19 protein-coding genes are annotated in these 21274 nt (G+C 54.9%); 10 read left to right on the top strand and 9 right to left on the bottom strand.

All coding sequences use genetic code 11. The features are described 5' to 3' along the window. Position 1 precedes the first annotated feature (1 nt). Positions 2-2824 carry an excinuclease ABC subunit UvrA gene (uvrA, locus tag VF709_RS18700; RefSeq protein WP_013095069.1) on the bottom strand — a complete coding sequence of 941 codons (2823 nt, stop codon included), beginning with the start codon at positions 2822-2824 and terminating at the stop codon, positions 2-4. 251 nt (positions 2825-3075) lie between these two features. Between uvrA and ssb1 the strand changes: the two genes are divergently transcribed. Together ssb1 and VF709_RS18690 are read left to right on the top strand one after the other, a co-directional pair. After that, on the top strand, positions 3076-3600 hold the full coding sequence (gene ssb1, locus VF709_RS18695; RefSeq protein ID WP_003860284.1) for a single-stranded DNA-binding protein SSB1: 525 nt from the start codon (positions 3076-3078) through the stop codon (positions 3598-3600). A gap of 100 nt (positions 3601-3700) precedes the next feature. Beyond that, positions 3701-4336 carry a hypothetical protein gene (locus tag VF709_RS18690; RefSeq protein ID WP_038418467.1) on the top strand — a complete coding sequence of 212 codons (636 nt, stop codon included), beginning with the start codon at positions 3701-3703 and terminating at the stop codon, positions 4334-4336. A 61-nt stretch (positions 4337-4397) separates the two neighbouring features. Here the strand turns inward: VF709_RS18690 and VF709_RS18685 are convergent, their stop codons facing one another. Continuing rightward, the gene (locus VF709_RS18685) at positions 4398-4679 is read right to left on the bottom strand and encodes a YjcB family protein (RefSeq protein WP_008503385.1); all 282 of its coding nucleotides are present in this window, start codon (positions 4677-4679) and stop codon (positions 4398-4400) included. A gap of 659 nt (positions 4680-5338) precedes the next feature. Here VF709_RS18685 and VF709_RS18680 point away from each other — a divergent pair. Further along, positions 5339-6904 carry an EAL domain-containing protein gene (locus tag VF709_RS18680; protein WP_038418469.1) on the top strand — a complete coding sequence of 522 codons (1566 nt, stop codon included), beginning with the start codon at positions 5339-5341 and terminating at the stop codon, positions 6902-6904. A 6-nt stretch (positions 6905-6910) separates the two neighbouring features. On the opposite strand, the gene soxS is transcribed toward VF709_RS18680, so the two are convergent. Continuing rightward, positions 6911-7237: a superoxide response transcriptional regulator SoxS gene (gene soxS, locus VF709_RS18675; protein WP_013095071.1), complete on the bottom strand. Its 327-nt coding sequence runs from the start codon at positions 7235-7237 to the stop codon at positions 6911-6913. Positions 7238-7334: 97 nt separating this feature from the next. Here soxS and soxR point away from each other — a divergent pair, with 97 nt between their 5' ends. The 4 genes from soxR (at position 7335) to VF709_RS18655 (ending at position 12222) form a co-directional block, all read left to right on the top strand. Beyond that, positions 7335-7793: a redox-sensitive transcriptional activator SoxR gene (soxR, locus tag VF709_RS18670; RefSeq protein WP_013095072.1), complete on the top strand. Its 459-nt coding sequence runs from the start codon at positions 7335-7337 to the stop codon at positions 7791-7793. A gap of 312 nt (positions 7794-8105) precedes the next feature. Then, positions 8106-8777 carry a glutathione S-transferase family protein gene (locus VF709_RS18665; protein WP_149896887.1) on the top strand — a complete coding sequence of 224 codons (672 nt, stop codon included), beginning with the start codon at positions 8106-8108 and terminating at the stop codon, positions 8775-8777. 298 nt (positions 8778-9075) lie between these two features. Beyond that, entirely contained in the window at positions 9076-10425 is a 1350-nt protein-coding gene (gene ghxP, locus VF709_RS18660; protein WP_013095074.1) for a guanine/hypoxanthine transporter GhxP, read from the top strand. Positions 10426-10575: 150 nt separating this feature from the next. Then, positions 10576-12222 carry a Na+/H+ antiporter gene (locus tag VF709_RS18655; RefSeq protein ID WP_013095075.1) on the top strand — a complete coding sequence of 549 codons (1647 nt, stop codon included), beginning with the start codon at positions 10576-10578 and terminating at the stop codon, positions 12220-12222. Positions 12223-12297: 75 nt separating this feature from the next. Here VF709_RS18655 and VF709_RS18650 read toward each other — a convergent pair whose 3' ends face one another. After that, positions 12298-13185 (bottom strand): LysR family transcriptional regulator, encoded by an 888-nt coding sequence (locus VF709_RS18650; protein ID WP_013095076.1) that lies wholly within the window; start codon positions 13183-13185, stop codon positions 12298-12300. Between the two features lie 102 nt (positions 13186-13287). Between VF709_RS18650 and VF709_RS18645 the strand changes: the two genes are divergently transcribed. Both VF709_RS18645 and VF709_RS18640 read left to right on the top strand, forming a co-directional pair. Further along, a complete protein-coding gene (locus tag VF709_RS18645) occupies positions 13288-13698 on the top strand; it encodes a CidA/LrgA family protein (RefSeq protein ID WP_020686648.1) in 411 nt (136 codons plus the stop codon). Next, positions 13691-14380, top strand: coding sequence for an LrgB family protein (locus tag VF709_RS18640; protein ID WP_013095078.1), 690 nt, complete (start codon positions 13691-13693; stop codon positions 14378-14380). The genes VF709_RS18645 and VF709_RS18640 overlap by 8 nt, the downstream gene beginning before the upstream one ends. A 31-nt stretch (positions 14381-14411) precedes the next feature. Here the strand turns inward: VF709_RS18640 and actP are convergent, their stop codons facing one another. The 3 genes from actP to acs form a co-directional block, all read right to left on the bottom strand. After that, a complete protein-coding gene (gene actP / locus VF709_RS18635) occupies positions 14412-16061 on the bottom strand; it encodes a cation/acetate symporter ActP (RefSeq protein ID WP_013095079.1) in 1650 nt (549 codons plus the stop codon). Beyond that, positions 16058-16372 carry a DUF485 domain-containing protein gene (locus VF709_RS18630; RefSeq protein WP_013095080.1) on the bottom strand — a complete coding sequence of 105 codons (315 nt, stop codon included), beginning with the start codon at positions 16370-16372 and terminating at the stop codon, positions 16058-16060. Before VF709_RS18630 ends, actP begins: the two co-directional genes overlap by 4 nt. A 134-nt stretch (positions 16373-16506) precedes the next feature. Further along, positions 16507-18465 carry an acetate--CoA ligase gene (acs, locus tag VF709_RS18625; protein ID WP_013095081.1) on the bottom strand — a complete coding sequence of 653 codons (1959 nt, stop codon included), beginning with the start codon at positions 18463-18465 and terminating at the stop codon, positions 16507-16509. A gap of 423 nt (positions 18466-18888) precedes the next feature. Between acs and gltP the strand changes: the two genes are divergently transcribed. Continuing rightward, a complete protein-coding gene (gltP, locus tag VF709_RS18620) occupies positions 18889-20202 on the top strand; it encodes a glutamate/aspartate:proton symporter GltP (RefSeq protein ID WP_013095082.1) in 1314 nt (437 codons plus the stop codon). 80 nt (positions 20203-20282) lie between these two features. On the opposite strand, the gene VF709_RS18615 is transcribed toward gltP, so the two are convergent. Both VF709_RS18615 and VF709_RS18610 read right to left on the bottom strand, forming a co-directional pair. Beyond that, positions 20283-20957: a tetratricopeptide repeat protein gene (locus tag VF709_RS18615; RefSeq protein ID WP_038418471.1), complete on the bottom strand. Its 675-nt coding sequence runs from the start codon at positions 20955-20957 to the stop codon at positions 20283-20285. A gap of 121 nt (positions 20958-21078) precedes the next feature. Beyond that, positions 21079-21231: a Hok/Gef family protein gene (locus VF709_RS18610; RefSeq protein WP_440232161.1), complete on the bottom strand. Its 153-nt coding sequence runs from the start codon at positions 21229-21231 to the stop codon at positions 21079-21081. Positions 21232-21274: the final 43 nt, after the last annotated feature.

Genomic DNA, 21274 nt, shown 5'->3' with positions numbered 1-21274 from the left:
ATTACAGCAACGGTTTAAGGAAGCGCGCGGTGTGCGAGGCTTCGCACTCTGCAACGGTCTCTGGCGTACCGGAGACGAGGATTTCACCGCCGCCGCTGCCGCCTTCCGGGCCGAGATCGACAATCCAGTCCGCGGTTTTAATCACGTCCAGGTTGTGCTCAATGACCACAATAGTGTTGCCCTGATCGCGAAGCTGGTGCAGAACGTCGAGCAACTGCTGGATATCCGCAAAGTGCAGACCGGTGGTCGGCTCATCGAGAATGTACAGCGTCTGCCCGGTACCGCGTTTGGACAACTCACGCGCCAGCTTCACGCGCTGCGCTTCACCTCCAGAGAGCGTGGTCGCTGACTGCCCCAGACGAATGTAGGTCAGGCCTACGTCCATCAGCGTCTGCAGCTTACGCGCCAGCGCAGGCACGGCATCAAAGAACTCGCGCGCCTCTTCGATGGTCATATCCAGCACTTCGTGGATGGTCTTGCCTTTGTACTTAATCTCCAGCGTTTCACGGTTATAGCGTTTGCCTTTGCACTGGTCGCACGGCACGTAGATATCCGGCAGGAAGTGCATCTCAACCTTGATCACGCCGTCGCCCTGACAGGCTTCACAGCGGCCGCCGCGAACGTTAAAGCTGAAACGTCCTGGCGTGTAGCCGCGCGAACGCGCTTCCGGTACACCGGCGAAGAGTTCACGGACGGGCGTGAAGACGCCGGTATAGGTCGCCGGGTTGGAACGCGGCGTACGGCCAATCGGGCTTTGGTCGATGTCGATAACTTTATCGAAATGTTCCAGCCCCTGAATGTCGCGGTACGGTGCAGGTTCGGCCAGCGTCGCGCCGTTCAGCGCCGTCTGCGCAATCGGGAACAGCGTATCGTTGATCAGCGTCGACTTACCGGAACCGGATACGCCGGTGATACAGGTAAACAGCCCGACGGGCAGCGTCAGCGTCACGTCTTTCAGGTTGTTGCCGCGAGCGCCGGTGAGCTTCAGCACTTTTTCCGGGTTCGCCGCCACGCGCTGTTTCGGCACTTCAATTTTGCGCTTGCCGCTCATGTACTGACCAGTTAACGACTCTGGCACCGCCATGATGTCTTTCAGGGTGCCTTCCGCGACCACCTGGCCGCCGTGCACGCCCGCGCCCGGGCCGATGTCGATCACATGGTCGGCAGCACGGATCGCATCTTCGTCGTGCTCGACCACAATCACCGTGTTGCCGAGGTTACGCAGATGAATAAGCGTTCCGAGCAGACGCTCGTTGTCTCGCTGGTGCAGGCCGATGGACGGTTCGTCCAGGACATACATGACGCCCACCAGGCCCGCGCCAATCTGGCTGGCCAGACGGATACGCTGGGCTTCACCGCCGGACAGCGTCTCTGCGGAGCGGGAAAGCGTCAGGTAGTTCAGGCCGACGTTCACCAGGAATTTCAGACGGTCACCGATCTCTTTCAGTACTTTTTCGGCAATCTTCGCACGCTGGCCGGAGAGCTTCAGGTTGTTGAAGAAGTCCATTGCGTGACCGATGCTCATGTCTGAGATGGTCGGCAACGCCGTGTTTTCGACAAACACGTGGCGCGCTTCGCGACGCAGACGCGTGCCCTCACAGGTGGCGCAGGAGCGGTTGCTGATGAACTTCGCCAGCTCCTCGCGCACCGCGCTGGATTCGGTCTCTTTGTAGCGGCGCTCCATGTTGTGCAGCACCCCTTCGAACGGGTGGCGACGCACGGAGGTATCGCCGCGATCGTTCATGTATTTGAACTCGATGTTCTCTTTACCGGAACCGAACAGGATCACTTTGTGCACGTTCGGGCTCAGGCTGGCCCACGGCGCTTCCACGTCGAACTTATAGTGCTCTGCCAGCGATTTAAGCATCTGGAAGTAGTAAAAGTTACGCTTATCCCAGCCACGGATCGCACCGCCAGCCAGCGACAGTTCAGGATTCTGGATCACGCGGTCCGGGTCAAAATACTGCTGTACGCCCAGGCCGTCACACGTCGGGCAGGCTCCCGCCGGGTTGTTAAAGGAGAACAGACGTGGCTCCAGCTCACGCATGCTGTAGCCGCAAATCGGGCAGGCAAAGTTGGCGGAGAAGAGCAGTTCTTCCGCGTTCGGGTCGTCCATATCGGAGACCACCGCCGTACCGCCAGAGAGTTCCAGCGCAGTTTCAAAGGATTCCGCCAGACGGGTCGCCAGATCGTCACGCACTTTAAAGCGGTCAATCACCACTTCGATGGTGTGTTTTTTCTGCAGCTCCAGCTTAGGGGGATCGGACAGGTCACACACCTCGCCGTCGATACGGGCGCGGATATACCCCTGGCTTGCCAGGTTTTCCAGCGTTTTGGTGTGCTCGCCCTTACGCTCTTTAATGATTGGGGCAAGCAGCATCAGGCGTTTGCCTTCTGGCTGCGACAGCACGTTATCCACCATCTGGCTCACGGTCTGCGCCGCCAGCGGCACGTCGTGATCCGGGCAGCGCGGCTCACCTACGCGGGCATACAGCAGACGCAGGTAGTCATGAATTTCGGTAATGGTACCGACCGTTGAACGCGGGTTGTGGGAGGTGGACTTCTGCTCAATAGAGATAGCAGGCGAAAGCCCCTCGATATGGTCTACATCCGGTTTTTCCATCAATGACAGGAACTGGCGCGCATACGCAGAGAGTGATTCAACGTAACGGCGCTGTCCTTCGGCATACAGGGTGTCGAAAGCCAGTGAGGATTTGCCAGACCCCGAAAGCCCGGTCACGACGATGAGTTTGTCGCGAGGGATTATGAGGTTGATATTCTTGAGATTGTGGGTGCGGGCGCCCCGAACTTCGATCTTATCCATTCACCTTTCCCGGTTGGAACACGGATTGCCTGGTTTGTTTGAAGGACAAACGGCTGTCAGAAACGGCTAATTATGACACAATTTAACCTGTTTGAATATACAGTATTGGAATGCATTTTCTGAATAGCTGTGTAACAATGCCGAGTTCGCGAGAGATTTCTGAACCCGCCACGCAACTATGCAAATTGACGCGTGGAAATGGTACACTCGCGCGTTTACACTATTAAGAAACGTATTCAGGAGACACGAACATGGCCAGCAGAGGCGTAAACAAGGTGATTCTCGTCGGTAATCTGGGCCAGGACCCGGAAGTACGCTACATGCCGAGTGGTGGCGCAGTTGCCAACATTACGCTGGCTACTTCCGAATCCTGGCGTGACAAAGCGACCGGTGAGATGAAAGAGCAGACCGAATGGCACCGCGTTGTGCTGTTTGGCAAACTGGCAGAAGTGGCCGGTGAGTATCTGCGTAAAGGCTCTCAGGTGTATATTGAAGGCCAACTGCGTACCCGCAAATGGACCGATCAATCCGGTCAGGAAAAGTACACCACTGAAGTGGTGGTAAACGTTGGCGGCACCATGCAGATGCTGGGTGGCCGTCAGGGCGGCGGCGCACCAGCAGGTGGCGGCCAGCAGCAGGGCGGTTGGGGCCAGCCTCAGCAGCCACAGGGCGGCAACCAGTTCAGCGGCGGCGCGCAGTCTCGTCCACAGCAGCAGTCCGCACCGGCACCGTCTAACGAACCGCCAATGGACTTCGACGACGACATTCCGTTCTGATTGTCTTCAGCACTAAAGAAAGCCCTGCTGTTGCAGGGCTTCTTGTTTAATTCTCATCACGTTATATTTGGTGCCTGACCCATCTCATCCGCGAGGAGCTATGCCACAACAACTCTTTGATCCCGCAGACGTTCAGAAGACATTCGCAATGCTCACGGTGGATAACCACAACGCTGCGTTGCTGAACGAAATTTCTCCTTGCGCGTCAGTGGATGAAGAACTGTGCTTTGGCCCATTCCCGCCGGGATATCATTTTGTCAGAGCTGAAAATCGAATTGCTGATATTCCTAATGAGCACTTTGAACTGGCGCTGGTCAATGAAATTACGCAGGAGATTGTTTACTACAATCGCGTGATTTATCAGAAAGATGCATTTTTAAATTACATGCCAGTGACGCAAATTCTGATATGGCGCTCGCCTAAACCGTCGCACCGTGGCGTGTTGCGCGATTTGCCAGGAAAAGTGTTTTCTCAGTATTTGCTGGAAAAATACAATGTTATCATCACAGACCGTCACCAGACACGTGATGGTATGAGTTTCTGGCAATCACGTCTGTATGATGCTATCGCCAGCGGCCATCATTTGTACGCCTATGACATGATTACCTGTGAAATGAGACCGATAATGAAAGACAGCGATATCGGCAATCAGGTTGATTGGCTATGGGGCGATGAGGAGCATCATCAGAACCGGCTGGCGATCATCAGTAAACTCCCGCTGCCTGCTGTGGATTGATGCCTTGAAAATAAAAAAGCCTCGTAAGAGAGGCTTTTAACATGCTGTTATGAAACGACCATCAGGTAATCACCATCGGCCAGTCTGGTGGCGTATGGCTCATTGCCTCAACCATCACTACTTTAATATTTTCCCAGACGGCGGCAATATCCAGCAGGGTGATACCAAGCAGACCCGTTGCAAACCAGCAAGCCGCGCCCAGTCCTAACAGCGTACTGATAACCGCAAGACCCGCGTAGTCAGATTTACGAAACTGAATGTTCAGCGTGCTGGCTAAAAACATCAGTACCGCACTCAACAAAGGCCAGCGCAGGAGAACCATGCTGGTCGTAATGGTTGCCATAAAACCCATCCTCTCCAAAACAGACGAACTGAATGAAACAGTGTTTCTCGTTACATGATATGTGTGAACTATATCACATTTGTTGATTTATTCGCCAGTGTCTGTGCGAGCAGATTGGGGATTTTATTACGCTGAAAAAGAGAGGCGGCAGGATGGGGTTGCCTTCGACATCGGCGGATGCGAACCCACCACGTGCCGGGAGCAACCTCCTTCGAACGAGCGGAGGAGGGCAACGGCGTTCCCAGCGATGCCTTTTTATAAGTGAAGCGTTATTCTCTGATGATCCTGGAAATAATGTGGTAATAGCCGAACGTTTATAAAACATTGATCAAATTACATCCGCGCAAATAGTATAAAACGTCATGTTGATGTTGTACTTTTTTCATGCTGCCAGAAGTTTGGCTTAATCAACGATCCTCTGTTGCGTTATCTTCAATCCCCCCGTTCAGGCTGGATAAATATTTCCCTTAATAGAAACGGAACGAATACTTTTAGTTTAGCTTACGGACAAATATTATCGTCATAACGAAATTTAAGATTTTTAATACTAAAAGTCAGTTGCTAACTTCGCATGATTCATGCAACGTAATCACCTGTTTATCAAAGCATCCGGCCTTCATTACTACAGGCGTACAACATGCAGGGATATAGGGCGGGAAATGAATCGTAGCGCGCGGCGCAAGATGCTCAGAGTGGTAGGGATCATCATGGTAGTTATGCTGCCGGTGATGCTTGCGCTATGGTTTGCCCAGCTAAGAGCAGTGTCGGAAACAAGCGCGCAGTTACGCACATTTGCTGAACTGGCTTTAGACAAAACTGAACTGGTTATTGAACAGGTTGATCTGGCCCGGGCCGAAGCGGAAAAATATCAGGGTAAAGTTTGTACGCCGTCACATCGGCAATATATGTTGAACGTGGTTCGCGGCCGTCTGTTCATCGCTGATTTAATTTATGCCGAAGGCCAGAATTTTCGTTGTTCATCCATTTTTACCCCGGATCGGCCCTATGCGATCTCCCCCGCTAATTACATCCGAAAACCCGATATCGCTATCTATTATTACCGTGATACGCCATTTTTCACTGGCTATAAAATGACATATATGCAGCGCGGGAATTATGTCGTGGTGGTTAATCCGCTCTCGTACAGTGAAGTGATGTCCACCGATCACTCTCTCTCATGGGGCGTGTACGATACGGTAACGAATGCCTTCTTTTCCGTCAGTCAGAAAGCCAACGTTTCTTTATTAAACTCGATGATTCGGGATAAGGACGTGGTATTTCAAAAAGATGACCGTTTTTATACGGTGGTAAAATCGGATAAACGTCCGATTGCCGCCATCGTTTCAACGTCGAATAAACGCTTCTATGAAACGCTCTACCATCAGGCGACGTTGACGCTGCCGCTGGGAATGATCTGTAGCATCATTATTTTGCTGGTCTGGTCGCGCACCCACCGTGAGCTGAACTCCCCAGGACGATTGCTGCATCGGGCGCTGAATAAACGTCAGCTTTGTGTCCATTATCAGCCAATCATCGATATCAAGAATAATCAGTGCGTGGGGGCAGAGGCGTTGTTGCGCTGGCCTGGTTTTAACGGGCCTGTCATGAGCCCGGCGGAATTCATCCCGCTGGCGGAAAAAGAGGGGATGAGTGAACGCATCACGGATTATGTTGTAGAAGAGGTCTTCAGCGATCTGGGCCATTTCCTGGCCGCGCATCCTGGCCTCTATATTTCGATCAACCTGTCGGCGACGGATTTTCACTCTTCGCGGCTGATCGCCATGATTTCCGACAAAGCGCGGCACTATGCCGTGCGTGCGCAGCAGATCAAAATCGAAGTGACGGAGCGCGGATTTATTGATGTGCCGAAAACTACGCCGGTTATCCAGGCTTTTCGTCAGGCGGGTTATGAAGTGGCAATCGACGATTTTGGTACAGGTTACTCGAACCTGCATAATCTCTACTCGCTGAATGTCGATATTCTGAAAATCGACAAATCCTTTATCGACACCCTAACCACCAACAGCACCAGCCATCTTATCGCCGAGCATATTATCGAGATGGCGCAGAGCCTGCGGCTCAAAACCATTGCGGAGGGGGTAGAAACTGCCGAGCAGGTAAGCTGGTTGTTGAAGCGCGGCGTACAGTTCTGTCAGGGATGGCACTTCGCGAAAGCGATGCCGCCCCAGGAGTTTATGACCTGGCAGCAGCAACCTTTGCACTGATAAACCTTAATTCAACTGGTGACGGTAATCGCTTGGCGTGCGGTCAAACTCGCGCCGAAACACGCGGGAAAAGGTTTGTTGCGACACATACCCCAGATCCATCGCGATATCAAAAATAGGCCGCTGCGTAGAGCGTAACGCCTGCGCTGCCAGCAGTAACCTGCGCTGACGAATGTACTCACCCAGCGTCTGGTGCATTACGGTCCGGAACATTCTCTGTAAATACCATTTCGAATAGCCCGACTTTTTCGCGACCACATCAATGTTCAACGGTTGGTCGATATGTTCATCAATCCATTCAATAAGTGTCTGAATAATTTGCTGATGCGACATAAGGTTGCCCTCTGTAGATACAACTTTCCTGGTTGATTCGTCGTTTTCTCTGTGGGGGAGTATAATTCCTCAAGTTAACTTGAGGTAAAGAGGTTTTATGGAAAAGAGATTGCCGAGAATAAAAGCGCTTTTGACCCCGGGTGAAGTGGCTAAGCGAAGCGGTGTGGCAGTATCGGCGCTCCACTTCTATGAAAGTAAAGGGTTAATCAAAAGCATCCGTAACGCCGGAAACCAGCGTCGCTACACCCGTGACGTGCTCCGCTACGTGGCGATTATTAAAATTGCGCAACGAATCGGAATTCCCCTGGCCACTATCGGTGAGGCGTTCGGCGTGTTACCGGAAGGCCACACGCTGAGCCCGAAAGAGTGGAAAGAGCTTTCATCCCAGTGGCGTGAGGAGCTGGACCGGCGTATTCATACGCTGGTGGCGCTGCGTGACGAACTGGACGGGTGCATCGGTTGCGGCTGTTTGTCGCGCAGCGATTGCCCGTTACGCAACCCCGGTGACAAACTGGGCGAACAGGGGACGGGGGCGCGGCTGCTGGAAGAAGATTGAGATCTGTTTGCCGGGTGGCGGCTGCGCCATCCAGCAAAAAGCATAATAAAGAACTAAAGCGCCACATAAGGGCGCTTTAGTTTTTTCCGGTCTTTGTCTTTCTCTCTATCCCGCTGGCTCACGGGAGGGTTTCCCCCGACATCAGCACCCCTCATGTCGAGCTGGTTGAGGAGGTTCCGGTTTGTGCTGACACTTTAATTCTATGTAAGGGCCGCTTTTTCGCCAGTCACCGGGGCCGCTTTTTTGGCGAATATTTTTCGCGGTGTTGTTCAATTTTCTATAGTTAAAAAGTATGAATAACAGGAGACCTCTATGCTCACGGTACATCACCTTAACCAGTCGCGCTCACACCGCGTGATCTGGGCTCTGGAAGAACTTTCTCTGCCCTATGAGATTGTTCACTACCAGCGCAAAAAAACGATGCTGGCTCCCGAGTCCCTTAAACGCGTGCATCCGTTGGGCAAGTCACCGGTCATTGAAGACAACGGACTGATCCTTGCTGAATCCGGTGCCATTCTGGAGTATCTGCAGGAAACCTACGACGCAGAATCGCAGCTTAAGCCGCTGGATCCTGCCCACAAGGTGCAATACCGCTTCTGGCTACACTATGCAGAAGGTTCTCTTATGCCGCTGCTGTTAATGAAGCTGGTATTTAGCAGCCTCGGTAAACCGCCCGTGCCGTTTGGAATACGCACGCTGGGGAAAGCGCTGGGTCAGGGTGTGCAAAAAGCCTATCTCAATCCCCAGCTCGAAACCCACGCGCGTTTTATTGAATCTCACCTGGCTGAAAATAGCTGGTTTGCCGGAGAGACTCTCAGCATGGCCGATATTCAGATGAGTTTCCCGATTTTTGCCCTGCTGGCGCGTGGCGGTGTCGAGGATCTTCCGCACACCCATGCCTGGAAGAAAAAGGTCGAAAATCGTCCTGCCTGGCAGAGAACCCTGGAACAAGGTGGGCCATTAACGATCCCTGGCGAGGCGTAATTTGTAACCCCATTGCGCATAAACGATAACGTTTGCGCATCCTCTGCTTATTTCTTCATCGTCATAAGGGAAATTTAGCGAAAAACGAGAAAGTTCAGTTGAAAAGGGCGGTGATTAGGCTGGATAATCGTTTGCCTAAATTTGACCACCCGTTTTGTAAGCGCGGAGCTAAACGTTTGCTTTTTTTGTGACGCCCCTTTTCGTCGCAAACGCAGCACAAGGATTTGACGTTTTGCTGGCAGTGGAGTCTCCACCACGCTTACGGACTTTCTATAAAAACTCTCAGGGGATGTTTTCTATGTCTACGCCATCCGCGCGTACCGGCGGTTCACTTGACGCCATCTTTAAAATTTCTGCTCGCGGCAGCACCGTGCGCCAGGAAATCGTTGCCGGTCTGACAACGTTTCTGGCAATGGTGTACTCCGTCATCGTTGTGCCGGGCATGCTCGGTAAAGCAGGCTTCCCACCGGCAGCGGTCTTTGTTGCAACCTGTCTTGTCGCCGGTGTTGGCTCCATCGTAATGGGGCTGTGGGCGAATCTGCCGATGGCGATTGGCTGTGCCATTTCCTTGACCGCCTTCACCGCGTTTAGCCTGGTGCTGGGCCAACACATCAGCGTACCGGTTGCCCTGGGCGCCGTCTTCCTGATGGGCGTGCTGTTCACCATTATCTCGGCAACCGGCATTCGTAGCTGGATTTTGCGCAACCTGCCGCACGGCGTAGCACACGGCACCGGTATCGGTATCGGGCTGTTTCTGCTGCTGATTGCCGCCAATGGCGTGGGTCTGGTCATTAAGAACCCGCTGGACGGTCTGCCGGTGGCGCTGGGTCACTTCGCCAGCTTCCCGGTGATCATGTCCCTGATTGGCCTGGCGGTGATTATTGGTCTGGAAAAACTGAAAGTCCCAGGCGGCATTCTGCTGACCATTATCGGTGTGTCCATTGTTGGCCTGATTTTCGATCCGACCGTGCATTTCTCCGGTATTTTTGCCATGCCGTCACTGAGCGATGACAACGGTAACTCCCTGATTGGCAGCCTGGATATTGTCGGCGCGCTGAACCCGGTGATCCTGCCAAGCGTGCTGGCGCTGGTGATGACGGCGGTGTTTGATGCCACCGGTACCATCCGTGCGGTGGCCGGTCAGGCGAACCTGCTGGATAAAGACGGTCAGATTATCGACGGTGGCAAAGCGCTGACCACCGACTCCCTGAGCAGCGTCTTCTCGGGTCTGGTAGGCGCTTCTCCGGCTGCGGTCTATATCGAGTCCGCTGCGGGCACCGCGGCAGGCGGTAAAACTGGCCTGACCGCCATTACCGTTGGTGTGCTGTTCCTGCTGATCCTGTTCCTCTCTCCGCTCTCTTATCTGGTGCCAGCCTACGCTACGGCTCCGGCACTGATGTACGTCGGCCTGCTGATGCTGAGCAACGTGGCGAAAATTGACTTTGCGGACTTTGTGGACGCGATGTCAGGCCTGATCACTGCGGTATTTATCGTGCTGACCTGTAACATCGTGACCGGCATCATGATCGGCTTCGCGTCGCTGGTGATTGGTCGCCTGGTCTCCGGTGAGTGGCGCAAGCTGAACATTGGCACCGTGGTTATCGCCGTTGCGCTGGTGGTGTTCTACGCGGGCGGCTGGGCAATCTAAATTGTCCTTTGATGCGAAAACGGGTGGCTCAGGCCGCCCGTTTTTATTTTCAGGACTCATCCCGTTGCCTTTTGCGTTACTCTGGGGAAGATAGAATAAAAGGCACGACGCCTTCCGTAGTACATAAGTAACACAGCAAACAGGGAACGCATGGAAATCTTTTTCACAATACTCATCATGACCCTTGTGGTCTCATTATCCGGGGTGGTTACACGCGTACTGCCCTTTCAGGTCCCCCTGCCATTAATGCAAATTGCCATCGGCGCGCTGCTGGCGTGGCCGACGTTTGGCCTGCACGTTGAGTTCGACCCGGAACTGTTCCTCGTGCTGTTTATCCCGCCACTGCTGTTTGCTGATGGCTGGAAAACACCCACGCGCGAGTTTCTGGAACATGGGCGCGAGATCTTCGGTCTGGCACTGGCGCTGGTCGTCGTGACCGTGGTCGGGATTGGTTTCCTGATCTATTGGGTGGTTCCGGGGATCCCGTTAATACCCGCTTTTGCGCTGGCCGCAGTCCTGTCGCCAACCGATGCCGTGGCGCTGTCCGGCATTGTGGGTGAAGGGCGGATTCCGAAGAAAATCATGGGCATCTTACAGGGAGAGGCGCTGATGAACGACGCCTCCGGTCTGGTTGCCCTGAAGTTCGCCGTGGCCGTCGCGATGGGAACGATGATCTTTACCGTGGGTGGCGCGACCCTGGAATTCTTTAAGGTTGCTATTGGCGGTATCCTGGCGGGCTTCGTGGTGAGCTGGCTGTATGGCCGCTCGCTGCGCTTCCTCAGCCGCTGGGGCGGTGATGAACCCGCAACGCAGATCGTACTGCTGTTCCTGCTGCCGTTTGCCTCCTATCTGATTGCCGAACACATTGGCGTGTCGGGCATTCTGGCAGCGGTCGCGGCAGGGATGACCATCACCCGCTCCGGCGTAATGCGCCGCGCGCCGCTGGCCATGCGTCTGCGTGCAAACAGCACCTGGGCAATGCTGGAATTTGTCTTCAACGGCATGGTCTTCCTGCTGTTGGGTCTGCAGCTGCCGGGCATTATGGAATCCTCTCTGGTGGCGGCGGAGGCCGATCCGAACGTTGAAGTCTGGATGCTCTTTACCGACATCGTGCTGATCTACATGGCGCTGATGCTGGTGCGCTTCGGCTGGCTGTGGACGATGAAAAACTTCAGCGTGCGCTTCCTGAAGAAAAAGCCGATGGAGTTTGGTTCGTGGACCACGCGTGAGCTGCTGATTGCCTCCTTTGCGGGGGTACGCGGGGCGATTACCCTGGCCGGTGTGCTCTCCATTCCGCTGCTGTTGCCGACGGGCGATGTCTTCCCGGCGCGTTATGAACTGGTCTTCCTGGCGGCGGGCGTGATCCTGTTCTCACTGTTTGTCGGGGTGATTATGCTGCCGATTTTGCTGCAGCATATCGACGCCGGGGACGCCACGCAGCAGCATAAAGAGGAGCGGATTGCCCGCGCCGCCACTGCCGAAGTGGCGATTGTCGCTATTCAGAAAATGGAAGAGCGCCTGGCCGCCGATGCCGAAGAGAACATCGACAATCAGCTGCTGACGGAGGTGAGCTCACGCGTGATTGGTAATCTGCGTCGCCGGGCTGACGGCCGTAACGATGTGGAAAGCTCGCTGCAGGAGGAGAACCTGGAGCGCCGGTTCCGTCTGGCGGCGCTGCGCTCCGAGCGTGCCGAGCTGTACCACTTGCGTGCCACGCGGCAAATCAGTAATGAAACGCTGCAAAAGCTGCTGCACGATCTGGATCTGCTGGAAGCGTTGTTGATAGAGAATCAGTAACGCTGTTTTTGCCCGGTGGTGCTGCGCTTACCGGGCCTACGTGCTCTATCGGTTCCCTCTCCCTGTGGGAGAGGGTTACGGTGAGGGCACCCAAAATCCCTCACAACATTGCAGCCACGCCTGGGCGCTGTGCGACAAATATATCCCTTCTCGCCAGATCATCCCCAACTGCCAGTGCAAATCGCTTTCGAGTGGGATCCAGCGCAGCGTGTTTTTATCCAGACGCTCGCAAATCGGCTGCGGCAGAATGGCAATCCCCACGCCTGCCTGCACCATCGCTGCCAGGAAATCCCACTGGCCGCTGCGCACCGCAATGCGCGGCTTCACGCTATGTTGATTAAACAGCGTCATCAGCTGGCGGCTGAGGGCGAAATCTTCGTTGTAGATCAGCAGAGGGTATTCGCCGAGCAGCTCAGGTTTCACTGAGTCTCGCTTCAGCCAGTCGCCGGAGCGGGGAACCAGCACGCACAGCGGATGGCTAAAGAGCGGAAGCGTCGCCAGACCGCTCTCTTCCTCAACGGGGAGGGCTGTCATGGCGACGTCCAGCTCGCCGTTGGTTACGGCCTGCTGGACGGTTAATCCACCAAACTCCGAAATTTTGAGTTCAACGCCGGGGTAACGCTGGCGAAACAGGCTAATCGGCCCGGCCATCATCATCCCGACCATCGGCGGAATACCAAGGCGCAGCACCCCTTTGGTCAGGTGGTTAATATCGTCTAGCTCCGCTTCCAGCTGACGAAACTCGGCCAGGATCGCCAGGCCACGTTCAAACACCACGCGCCCGGTATCGGTAAGCAACAGCTTGCGTCCGTCGCGGATCAGCAGGGTACAGTTGAGTTCATCTTCGAGGTTTTTCAGCATTTTGCTGATGGTGGGCTGGGTAACAAATAACTTCTCCGCTGCGCGGGTAAAACTCTGCTGGCGAACCACTTCGACAAAATAGCGCAGCGTTCTTATGTCCATGATTATTCCTCGAAACTATACCTTCGATGATTTTAATTCATTTCAGTCCATACCGTGCGCTCACTATACTGGCGCCTCGTCTCATTTTTGAGGAAAACCCCCATGGCCGTGGCGTTAAGCCGTGTTACGCCTGCCGTTGTGCAACGACTCCAGGTACCGGTTCAGGTACTGCTCTACGCGGGACTGTTTGTTTTTGCGGAATATCTTGTCGGCTGGCTGCATCTGCCGCTGCCTGCCAACCTGGTGGGGATGGTGTTGATGCTGACACTCATTCTCTGCCGCGTTATCCCCCTTAGCTGGGTGCGTGCCGGCGCGCGCTGGCTGCTGGCAGAGATGTTGCTGTTCTTTGTTCCTGCCGTGGTGGCAGTGGTGAACTATGCGCAACTGCTGATGGTGGACGGCTGGCGGATCTTCGCGGTCATCGCCCTGAGCACGCTGATGGTGCTGGGCGCCACCGCCTGGGTGGTGGACAAGGTTTATCGCTTCGAGATCCGCAGGCAAAAACATGACTAACTTCCAGATAAGCGTGCTGTGCCTGATTGCCACGCTGGTTATCTACTTTGCCAACAAACGCCTGTATCGTCGCTTTCACGCGCTGCCGCTGATGCCGCTGGTCTTCACGCCGATCCTGCTGGTGCTGATGCTGGTTTTTGGCCATATCTCCTGGCAAAACTACATTGGTGAATCCCACTGGTTGCTGTGGCTACTGGGGCCAGCCACCATCGCCTTTGCGGTGCCGGTGTACGACAACCTGAATATCATTAAACGTCACTGGATGTCGCTCAGCGCGGGGGTGATTACCGCCACGGTGGTGGCGGTCTGTAGCTCCGTCTGGCTGGCGCGGCTGTTTACGCTGCCCGATGAAATTCAGCGTAGCCTGGCCGTGCGCTCGGTAACGACGCCATTTGCGCTGGCAGCCGCTAAACCGCTCGGCGGACAGCCGGATCTGGTGGCGCTGTTCGTGGTTGTCACCGGTGTCTTCGGTATGGCGGTAGGCGATATGCTGTTTCTGCGGCTTTCTATCCGTGAAGGGTTGGCAAAAGGGGCGGGATTTGGCGCGGCGTCACACGGCGCGGGAACGGCACGCTCTTATGAGTTGGGCCAGCAGGAGGGGGTTGTAGCAAGCCTGGTGATGATGCTCTCCGGCGTGTTGATGGTGCTGATTGCGCCGCTGGTGGCATGGGTGATGTTCTGAACTCCCCGGCCCGAAGGCCGGGGATCAAGACTCAGTGTGCGCGGCCTTGTTCCACGCCCAGGCCGGTTTGTGAGCGGATAAACTGGGCGCGGAATTTCTCACGCTCCAGGTTCCCCTCCGGCGAGTTGTCGGTTGCAGAGAAGATCCAGATACCGATAAACGCCACGGCGATTGAGAACAGCGCCGGGTACTCATACGGGAAGAGCGCCTTTTCGTGACCGAGGATCTGCACCCAAATCGTCGGGCCGAGGATCATCAGGATCACCGCGGTCAGCAGCCCCAGCCAGCCGCCTACCATTGCGCCACGGGTGGTCAGTTTAGACCAGTACATGGAGAGCAGGATGATAGGGAAGTTACAGCTCGCCGCAATTGAGAAGGCCAGCCCCACCATGAAGGCAATGTTCTGCTTCTCGAAGAGGATCCCCAGCAGGATCGCCACCACACCCAGAATCAGTACGGTGATTTTGGAGACTTTGAGCTCTTCACGCTCGGTTGCGCCTTTGCGGAACACGTTCGCGTACAGGTCATGCGACACCGCAGATGCACCGGCAAGCGTAAGCCCGGCAACCACGGCAAGGATGGTGGCAAAGGCCACGGCTGAGATAAAGCCGAGGAACAGATTGCCGCCTACCGCATCCGCCAGATGCACTGCCGCCATGTTGTTCCCGCCAATCAGCGCGCCCGCCGCGTCTTTAAATGCCGGGTTCGCTCCCACCAGCATGATGGCGCCGAAACCGATGATAAAGGTCAGTATGTAGAAGTAACCCATAAACCCGGTGGCGTAGAAGACGCTCTTGCGCGCTTCGCGGGCATCGCTCACGGTGAAGAAACGCATCAGGATATGTGGCAAGCCTGCGGTACCAAACATCAGACCCAGACCGAGTGAAAGCGCGGATATCGGGTCTTTCACCAGCCCGCCCGGGCTCATGATCGCTTCCCCTTTCGGGTGGACCGCCATCGCTTCGGTAAACAGGTTGTTGAAGCTAAAGCCGACGTGTTTCATCACCATAAAGGCCATGAAGCTCGCACCGAACAGCAGCAGAACCGCTTTGATAATTTGCACCCAGGTGGTTGCCAGCATGCCGCCAAACAGGACGTACATCACCATCAGCACACCCACCAGCACCACCGCGACGTGGTAGTTCAGGCCGAACAGAAGTTCGATCAGTTTGCCTGCGCCAACCATCTGGGCGATCAGATACAGCGCCACCACCACCAGCGAACCGCAGGCGGAGAGAATACGAATCGGACCCTGCTTCAGGCGATACGAAGCCACGTCAGCAAAGGTAAAACGCCCCAGGTTGCGCAAGCGTTCGGCGATCAGGAACAGAATGATCGGCCAGCCCACCAGGAAGCCGAGAGAGTAGATCAGACCATCGTAGCCGGAGGTGTACACCAGCGCGGAGATCCCAAGGAAAGACGCGGCAGACATAAAGTCGCCCGCAATCGCCAGCCCGTTCTGGAAACCGGTAATATTACCGCCCGCAGTGTAGTAATCATTACGGGAACGGACGCGTTTCGACGCCCACCAGGTGATATACAGCGTCAGCACCACGAAAATCAGGAACATGATAATCGCCTGCCAGTTGGTTGGCTGGCGCTGAACCTCGCCGGTAATGGCATCTGCGGCGTGTGCCGCAAAGGGAAGTGTGGCGGCAAGCGCCGTCAGGACTCTCTTCATGATGCTTTTACCTCACGCAGTACCGCTTTATTAAGACGATCGAATTCGCCGTTCGCGCGCCAGACGTAGACGCCGGTCAGCACAAACGAAATCACAATCACGCCAATGCCAATCGGAATGCCCCGTGTGACGCTGGTGCCCTCATGCAGCGGCGTACCCAGCCAGTGTGGGGCAAAGGCGATAAGCAGAATAAAGCCGACGTAGATAATCAGCATGATGATGGAAAGTAAGAAGGCAAACCGTTGCCGTTTATCAACGAGCTCCCTGTAGTGCGCACTATTCTCTATCTGCTGACAAATATCGTTATTCATCACAGAGTTCTCCAGAAGTAAGGTTGGTTTGTTTTATCCCCTCTCCCCTATGGGGAGAGGGTTAGGGTGAGGGGAGGAAGGTGCGGTCTGATGCCCTCACCCCGGCCCTCTCCCACAGGGAGAGGGAGAAAAGGTTACGAAGGCATTGCGATGGACTGCTTCTCTTCGAGCAGTTTTTCCACCACGCCCGGATCGGCGAGCGTTGAGGTATCACCAAGGTTGCTGGTGTCCCCTGCCGCAATTTTGCGCAAGATACGGCGCATAATTTTGCCGGAACGAGTTTTCGGCAGTGAGTCAGTCCAGTGCAGCACATCCGGCGTGGCAAGCGGGCCAATCTCTTTGCGGACCCAGTTGCGCACGTCGGCATACAGTTCTGGCGATGGCTCTTCACCGTGGTTCAGCGTCACGTAGGCGTAAATCGCCTGGCCTTTAATGTTATGCGGGATCCCCACAACGGCGGCTTCGGCAATCTTCGGATGCGATACCAGCGCGGATTCAATCTCCGCGGTGCCCAGACGGTGGCCGGAGACGTTCAGCACATCGTCCACGCGCCCGGTGATCCAGTAATAGCCATCCTCGTCGCGACGCGCGCCGTCACCGCTGAAGTACATGTTTTTAAAGGTTGAGAAGTAGGTCTGCTCGAAGCGTTCGTGGTCGCCAAAGAGCGTACGTGCCTGGCCCGGCCAGGAATCGACGATCACCAGGTTGCCTTCGGTGGCACCATCCAGCGGATTGCCTTCGTTATCCACCAGCGCAGGCTGGACGCCGAAGAACGGTTGGGTCGCTGAACCGGCTTTTAAGCGGGTCGCACCCGGCATTGGGGTGATCATGAACCCACCGGTTTCGGTCTGCCACCAGGTGTCCATTACCGGGCATTTTTCGTTGCCGATCTTCTTCCAGTACCACTCCCAGGCTTCCGGGTTGATAGGCTCGCCGACGGAGCCGAGGATGCGCAGGGAAGAGCGGTCAGTGCCTTCTATCGCTTTATCCCCTTCCGCCATCAGCGCACGGATCGCCGTTGGCGCGGTGTACAGAATGTTGACCTGGTGCTTATCGACCACCTGGCACATCCGCGCCGGGGTTGGCCAGTTTGGTACACCTTCAAACATCAGCGTTGTTGCACCGCAGGCCAGCGGGCCGTACAGCAGATAGCTGTGACCGGTGACCCAGCCCACGTCGGCGGTGCACCAGTAGATATCGCCCGGATGGTAGTCGAAAACGTATTTAAAGGTGGTGGCCGCATAGACCAGATAGCCACCGGTGGTATGCAGTACGCCTTTCGGTTTGCCGGTGGAGCCGGAGGTATAGAGGATAAACAGCGGATCTTCCGCGTTCATCTCTTGCGGTTGATGCTGGTCGCTTGCTTTTTCAATCAGGTCACTCCACCACAGGTCGCGCCCTTCATTCCAGTCGATCTTGCCACCGGTACGCTTAAGGACGATAACGTTGCTGACGGTTTTGACGTTCGGGTTTTTCAGCGCTTCGTCGACATTTTTCTTCAGAGGAATACCGCGCCCGGCGCGCACGCCTTCATCAGCGGTGATCACCAGTTTCGAACTCGAGTCGACAATACGCCCGGCAACCGCTTCCGGCGAGAACCCGCCAAAGATAACGGAATGGATCGCGCCGATGCGCGCGCAGGCCAGCATCGCCACCGCCGCTTCCGGCACCATCGGCATATAGATGGCGACCACATCGCCTTTTTTAATGCCCTGGTCCAGCAGCACGTTAGCGAAGCGGCACACGTCGCGGTGCAGCTCTTTATAAGAGATATGTTTGCTCTGAGAGGCGTCGTCGCCTTCCCAGATAATGGCCGTTTCGTTACCGCGTTCGGCAAGGTGGCGATCGAGGCAGTTCGCCGCAAGGTTTAGCGTGCCGTCTTCATACCATTTAATAGAAACGTTACCCGGCGCAAAGGAGGTGTTCTTCACCTTCTGGTAAGGTTTGATCCAGTCAAGAATATGGCCCTGCTCGCCCCAGAAAGCGTCAGGATCAGAGACAGATTGCTGATACTTCTCGTGGTACTGCTCCGGGTTGATCAGGCAACGGTCCGCAATGTTAGCGGGAATGTCGTGTTTGTGTATTTGGCTCATGGCTTTTTTTCTCCTTGTAAGATGTTAATAATATGTCGCAAAAACGTTAATAGTAGGGGCTTTACAAGCTTTGTTTATTATTTGGGCGGCAGATCACGCATTGTTTGAAGCGTATGAAAAATGAGCGAATGAAACTTTGAAGAAAAATAATTTACCGGACGGATTATTCACATTTGCGCATAAAAAATCGTTTTTATAACAAATGGTTATTTATGAGAATTATCGTAAACTCGCGTCATAACGGCTTTTCGTAGTGAAATGCGTTGTTCTTTAAGGCTTGCGCAACACACCGCGCAGATGATACTCATACGCCGCGTTAAAAAATCCCATAAACCAACGCAACACAATTCATACCCTTTCAGTATGTCTCCATATTCATGCAGTCTGCATGAATAGGGCGCTTCATTGAGGAAGTCAGTTTCTATGAAAAACGTTAAAGTCAGCCTGGCCTGGCAAATCCTGCTGGCCCTTGTGCTGGGTATCCTGCTGGGTAGCTATCTCCATTATCACAGCGACAGCCGCGAGTGGCTGATTGCGAACTTGCTCTCCCCGGCGGGCGATATCTTTATTCATTTGATCAAAATGATCGTGGTGCCGATTGTCATCTCGACGCTGGTGGTCGGTATTGCCGGAGTCGGTGATGCAAAACAGCTGGGCCGCATCGGTGCAAAAACCATTCTCTATTTCGAAGTGATCACGACGATTGCCATCATCCTTGGCATTACCCTGGCGAATGTCTTCCAGCCAGGTTCCGGGATCGATATGTCGCAACTCGCGACGGTGGATATTTCGAAATACCAAAGTACGACCGCTGAAGTGCAGAGCCATGCACACGGCCTGATGGGTACCATCCTGTCGCTGGTGCCGACTAACATTGTGGCGTCGATGGCGAAGGGCGAGATGCTGCCAATCATCTTCTTCTCGGTGCTTTTTGGTCTGGGTCTTTCCTCTCTGCCTGCCACGCACCGTGAACCGCTGGTCACCGTGTTCCGCTCCATCTCTGAAACCATGTTTAAAGTGACCCACATGGTGATGCGTTACGCGCCGGTTGGGGTGTTTGCGCTTATCGCGGTAACCGTGGCGAACTTCGGTTTTGCCTCCCTGTGGCCGCTGGCGAAGCTGGTAATTCTGGTGCATTTCGCCATCCTGTTCTTCGCGCTGGTGGTACTGGGCATTGTGGCGCGCCTGTGTGGGCTGAGCATCTGGATCCTGATCCGCATTCTGAAAGATGAGCTGATTCTGGCGTACTCCACGGCCAGCTCTGAAAGCGTGCTGCCGCGTATTATTGAGAAGATGGAGGCCTATGGTGCCCCGGCTTCTATCACCAGCTTCGTGGTGCCAACCGGCTACTCCTTTAACTTGGACGGCTCGACGCTGTACCAGAGCATCGCGGCCATCTTTATTGCCCAGCTGTACGGCATTGATCTGTCGCTGTGGCAGGAAATTGTGCTGGTGCTGACGCTGATGGTGACCTCAAAAGGGATCGCGGGCGTGCCGGGTGTCTCCTTCGTGGTGCTGCTGGCGACGCTTGGCAGTGTCGGTATTCCGCTGGAAGGCCTGGCGTTTATCGCCGGTGTTGACCGTATCCTCGATATGGCGCGTACGGCGCTGAACGTGGTTGGAAACGCGCTGGCAGTGCTGGTTATCGCCAAGTGGGAACACAAGTTCGACCGTAAAAAAGCGCTGGCGTATGAACGCGAGGTGCTGGGTCGTTTTGATAAGACGGCTGACCAGTAACATCCTAAGCCCGGTGGCGCTGCGCTTACCGGGCCTACGGGTTTTGTAGGCCGGGTAAGGCGAAGCCGCCACCCGGCACGTTATTCTCCGCTCAACGCATCAAACTCTTCACATCCCGTATCAAACCCTTCCGTACAGCTCAGGTTCAACCAGTAGAGCGCCTTCTGTTTATTGGGCGTGATAAAGCCTTTCTCGCCCTGCTGGAACAGCATCCCTGCCCAGTATTCGGCATAGCCAGTGCGTGACAGAGACGAGCTGCGCTTAAACCATGATGCCGCCAGAGCGTCGTCCTGGGCCACTTCTACACCGTTGGCATAAATCAGACCCAGCAGCATTTGCGCATCTACCGCAGAGTCGTTGTCGATATCTTCGGTGGCCGTCTGCAGCAGTTTGATGGCCTGCGGGTAGTCTGTTTTGCCACCCTGGGTATTCACCAGGACGCGTGCCAGCATAATGGCGCCACGCTTGCTGCCCGCAATCGTGGCCTGCTGTGCCAGCGCTTTAGCCTGAGCGTAATCGCCCTGAGTAAAGTGGATCTGAGACAACAGGGCCATGGCATCGATGTCGCCCCCTTTTGCCGCTTTCTCTGCCCACATCGCCGCCTGCTTGCTGTCGCCGGAGCTGAACCAGGTGTCGGCGAGATAATACTGAGCGCGTGCATCGCCCGCCTCCGCCTGTGCTTTGTACTGGCTGCCAATCTCATCGGCATGGACGGACGACGTAACAAGTAATAACAACAGTAAAAATGGTTTCATGGATTCTTATCATCTGGGTACACGCCGCGCAGTATAATCGCGGCCATAGAATAAAAAAACGGGTGCGTTAAGACCTCAGCATCCTGCAAGCCGGGCGGAACTGTCATTCCGCCCGCAGAGGTTAGCCTGCAACGCAGGCTAATTTCGCCGCCACCTCCTGATGTTCACTCTTTATTGTCAGTTCGCATAACTTTCCGCAAGTGATAAAGGTAAAGATCACTATCGTCAGGCAGATAATAAAGACAATGCCTAACGCAGTTTTTAATGGCGTCATGCCTTTTACTCCTTGTCAAAAAAAGAATAAGAGGCTACTCTCA

Origin of the sequence: Enterobacter sp. Lyrl_3 (genome assembly GCF_051948675.1) — a bacterium.
Taxonomy (GTDB): Bacteria; Pseudomonadota; Gammaproteobacteria; order Enterobacterales; family Enterobacteriaceae; genus Enterobacter; species Enterobacter cloacae.
The sequence above is the reverse complement of the archived record's forward strand: the minus strand, read 5'-3'. Positions and strand labels throughout refer to the sequence as shown.